Origin of the sequence: Anaerosacchariphilus polymeriproducens, from assembly GCF_003363435.1 — a bacterium.
Classification (GTDB): domain Bacteria; phylum Bacillota; class Clostridia; order Lachnospirales; family Lachnospiraceae; genus Anaerosacchariphilus; species Anaerosacchariphilus polymeriproducens.
The window spans coordinates 1-2,551 of sequence record NZ_QRCT01000021.1 but is presented as its reverse complement, the minus strand read 5'-3'; the positions used below and the strand labels follow the sequence as shown (position 1 = coordinate 2,551).

At 34.6% G+C, this 2,551-nt stretch carries 2 protein-coding genes and 1 pseudogene; all 3 read right to left on the bottom strand.

Going from position 1 to position 2,551, the window contains the following annotated elements; translation table 11 throughout:
• Window positions 1-819: pseudogene (locus DWV06_RS08805) on the bottom strand (RHS repeat domain-containing protein); the annotation flags it as partial.
• A 447-nt stretch (window positions 820-1,266) separates the two neighbouring features.
• Window positions 1,267-1,626 carry an epimerase gene (locus DWV06_RS08800; RefSeq protein ID WP_115481819.1) on the bottom strand — a complete coding sequence of 120 codons (360 nt, stop codon included), beginning with the start codon at window positions 1,624-1,626 and terminating at the stop codon, window positions 1,267-1,269.
• Window positions 1,627-1,645: 19 nt separating this feature from the next.
• The coding region (locus tag DWV06_RS18680) for a hypothetical protein (RefSeq protein ID WP_205027758.1) at window positions 1,646-2,551 on the bottom strand (906 nt) is incomplete at its 5' end.

The following is a 2,551-nucleotide window of genomic DNA, read 5'->3' as shown; positions in this document are numbered from 1 at the left end:
ATCCGTCTGTACGCCATATTGACCATTATATAGGTAACGAATGATGCCGGTCTTTCCACTTAATACTTCTCCATAACTTCCATAAGTGTATTGGTACGCAACCTTTCCACTTGCATTCGTAACCTTGGTAGTACTTCCCAAGTGATTATAATGATAGGTCAAATATCCATTCGTTTTACTCGTTTCACTTATAAGACCATTTCCATAAATATAAGTTGTCGTATCTTCTTTCTTATTAAAAATGCCTAGTATATTCTTTTTATATGTCGTTACACTTAGAGTCTGAGAATAGGCTGCTTCTTTATCGGTTACATATTCCTCACGAATATTCTTGGTCTGTACTGCAATTCTAGTATCTTCTGCATCATACTCATACTTAGTGTCGCCTGCTTGTATCAAACGGTTTCTGCAATCATATTTGAAGGTGGTCATTGTATCGTTTAGTGGACCATATGTCATATTGCCGTCAGCATCGTATTTTACCTGTTTACCATTATAAGAGATTAGACGATTCGCCTTATCATATTTCATTTGTGTTTGAGTAAGGCTTGCAATATTTTCCTTTTCTGTTTGTGAGACAGAAGTAATATTTCCTCTTGCGTCATACTGATAGGAATATCGATTTAAAATAGCACTGCCTTTCTTATCTAGCTGTGTTTTTAAATTCCCGGCTTTATCATAAGTCCTTGATTCTATGGTTCCATTTGCTCTTTTGGTATTCGTCAGTCTTCCATTTTTATCATAGGTGTAAGTAGTTACCTTTTTCTCTGCATCTGTTACGGTATGTAACCAGCCATTCTTATAGTAGGTATAACGCACTACTTGTCCACCAGGGTACGTCAGTTCAAAGGCATACGATTTAAATTTATATGAATATTTGAGCAACCCCCAAGCAAAAATATGTCAGATGATGAATTAGCAAAGCTTGCTCCGTGGAATGAAACTGTACAAGAGTTATGTAAAAATAAAATAGAGTAAAATGCTTGTATTCTGGAATCCAAGCTTAGCTTCCAGAACTTAGTTTATGAGTATACCCCGAAACTAATCGCTTACGCTTTTTAATATTTCTTTTAAATGATATATCTATAGAATCTGTTAATTGCTAAAAAAGAAATGAACCAGCCTACTTAAATTAAGCTAATTCATTTCATCTTATCACTGCATTATTACTATTATGCTATGAGTAGTTATTCTACTTTTATTAATTTTTCAGAGTTTATAGTAAAACATTTTATGTAGTCCTATTATTTATTTTTTACATTTAAATTATATTTCTTCATATCTCTCTTTACTAAATCTGCTAATCCAACCATCTTCAGTGTATAATTCACCTTCTAAACCATCACTATCTTCTTTTATATCATTATCGTCTACCATTACTTTTATATCATCATTTTGCTCAATCATCATTAGTAAATTATGTATACTTAAATCTGTAATTTTAGTTATTAACCACTTTATTGTCATTAATTGTTCTTCGTTAAATGTTGATATTTTTCCTCTTATTTGTTGTGCAGTACTGCCTTTCATTTTACCATCAATCATCATATCTAAACTTGATATAGTTTCATCTCTTACTTCCTTCATTAGTTTATTACCGAAATAATCTAAAATATTTTCGCTCATTTTTATGACTCCTCAATTATTATTTTGAATACCAAGGTATTCTTGTTGGGTTAGTTACTCCTTGTTCTTTTAAATTATTAAGTGAATTTGTTATTAATTCATCAATTTGACTTTCACTAGCGCCACCTGCTTCCAATGCTTCTCTTGCTATTCTTGTATGCTCTTCAATCGTATTAGGTCTACCACTTTCATAAAGTTCTTTAAATAGCTGTCTTTGCTTAGTTGTCATATCAGAATGACTTAATCCATTATTCTTCATAAAATCTTGACTTATTGAAAATCCCTTATTAGGGTCATAATTTATATCCCCTTTAAAAGCTGCTTTTGCATGTATATGGTGTCCTTTAACTTGTGAATAAGGACCTGTTCCAGCTTCAGCCGCCCCCTTACTCGCAAAATACTGCAAATCATATGAAAGGCGATTCCCATTTCCACCGGCCTGATTTCCTAGCCCAAATTTATTCTTACTAAGTGCCTCTTTCAGTGAAGTATTCTTTCCAACTCCGGTAAAGTCTGCCTGAAGCATCTTTCGAAGGCTTTTTCCACTGGATACCAGGCCTTTGCCGCTAAGTCCTACTCCCAGTCCGTCTGCCAGTATTGAGAATACACTTTCTGCACTGACACTTCCTGTTTTTTTATATTCCTTGATGGCATTTGTGACATCATGCTTCAAATTCACTGCGCTAACTGTAAAGCTGCCGGTATAGGATACCACTTCTGATATCTTTTCAATATATTTTGCGGTCTTGGCTGCTTTATTAAAAAACTTCGATGCCTTGAATCCCAGACGGATTCCAGAACCTACCACGGAACCTATAAGTGGCAGGGCTGACATAGCACTTAGTGCTGCCATTTCTTCATTGCCTTCTAACAAGTACCAGCCTGCATTTATTCCCTCCTTTCTCTTATAACCATCTGACGCTGC